At 67.3% G+C, this 1900-nt stretch carries 1 protein-coding gene; it reads left to right on the forward strand.

From position 1 onward, the window contains the following. Window positions 1-1900 (forward strand): acetate--CoA ligase (gene acs / locus DIE08_RS35135; RefSeq protein ID WP_124906451.1); only part of this gene is annotated, 1900 nt, incomplete at both ends.

A 1900-nucleotide genomic window follows, 5' to 3' on the forward strand; every position in this document is an offset into this window, starting at 1 on the left:
GCGACCATTTCCGGCATGCCGGCCTACCAGGCGCTTGCCGCCGAGGCCGAGCAGGATTACGAGGGCTTCTGGGCGCGTCTCGCGCGCGAGGGCCTCAGCTGGCACAAGCCGTTCACCAGGGTGCTCGACGAGAGCAATGCGCCGTTCTACAAGTGGTTCGATGACGGTGAGCTGAACGCGTCGTACAACTGCCTCGACCGTCACGTCGAAGCCGGCAACGGCGAGCGCGTCGCGGTGATCTTCGAGGCCGACGACGGCACCGTCACGCGCGTCACCTACGCCGATCTGCTGGCACGTGTATCGCGCTTCGCGAATGCGCTGAAGAAACGCGGACTCGGCAAGGGCGATCGCGTCGTCATCTATATTCCGATGTCGATCGAGGGCATCGTCGCGATGCAGGCCTGCGCGCGCATCGGGGCCACGCACTCGGTCGTGTTCGGCGGCTTCTCCGCGAAATCGCTGAACGAGCGGCTCGTCGACGTCGGCGCGGTCGCGCTCATCACCGCCGACGAGCAGGCGCGCGGCGGCAAGACGCTGCCGCTCAAGAGCATCGCCGACGAGGCGCTCGCGATGGGCGGCTGCGAAGCAGTCAAGAGCGTGATCGTCTATCGCCGCACCGGCGGCAAGATCGACTGGCACGCCGGGCGCGACCTGTGGATGCACGAGATCGCCGATAGCGAGCCCGACACGTGCGCACCGGAATGGGTCGGCGCCGAGCATCCGCTGTTCATCCTCTATACGTCGGGCTCGACCGGCAAGCCGAAGGGCGTGCAGCACAGCACCGGCGGCTACCTGCTGTGGGCCGCGCAGACGATGAAGTGGACCTTCGACTGGAAACCGACCGACGTGTTCTGGTGCACGGCCGACATCGGCTGGGTCACGGGCCACACGTATATCACCTACGGCCCGCTCGCGTGCGGCGGCACGCAGGTCGTGTTCGAAGGCGTGCCGACCTGGCCGGACGCCGGCCGCTTCTGGAAGATGATCAACGATCACAAGGTCACGGTGTTCTACACCGCACCGACCGCGATCCGCTCGCTGATCAAGGCCGCCGAGGCCGACGACAAGGTTCATCCGAAGAGTTACGACCTGTCGAGCCTGCGCATCATCGGCACGGTCGGCGAACCGATCAATCCGGAAGCGTGGATGTGGTACCACAAGCACGTCGGCCAGGAGCGCTGCCCGATCGTCGACACGTGGTGGCAGACCGAAACCGGCGGCCACATGATCACGCCGCTGCCGGGCGCAACGCCGACGGTGCCGGGGTCATGCACGCTGCCGCTGCCGGGCATCATGGCCGCGGTGGTCGACGAGACCGGCCAGGACGTGCCGAACGGGCAAGGCGGCATTCTCGTCGTCAAGCGTCCGTGGCCCTCGATGATCCGCACGATCTGGGGCGACCCGGTGCGCTTCAAGAAGAGCTATTACCCCGAGGAGCTCGGCGGCACGCTCTATCTGGCCGGCGACGGCACGGTGCGCGACAAGGACACCGGCTACTTCACGATCATGGGCCGCATCGACGACGTGCTGAACGTGTCGGGCCACCGGCTCGGCACGATGGAGATCGAGTCGGCGCTGGTTTCGCACGAGCTGGTTGCGGAAGCGGCGGTGGTCGGCCGCCCGGACGACACGACGGGCGAGGCGGTGGTCGCGTTCGTGGTGCTGAAGCGTTCGCGTCCGGAAGGCGAGGAAGCGGCGGCGCTCGCGAAGACGCTGCGCGACTGGGTCGGCAAGCAGATCGGGCCGATCGCGAAGCCGAAGGACATCCGCTTCGGCGACAACCTGCCGAAGACGCGCTCGGGCAAGATCATGCGGCGCCTGCTGCGCTCGCTCGCGAAGGGCGAGGCGATCACGCAGGACACGTCCACGCTCGAGAACCCGGCGATCCTCGAGCAGCTCG

It is taken from the genome of Burkholderia sp. Bp9004, from assembly GCF_003858025.1.
In the GTDB taxonomy this organism is placed as follows: domain Bacteria; phylum Pseudomonadota; class Gammaproteobacteria; order Burkholderiales; family Burkholderiaceae; genus Burkholderia; species Burkholderia diffusa.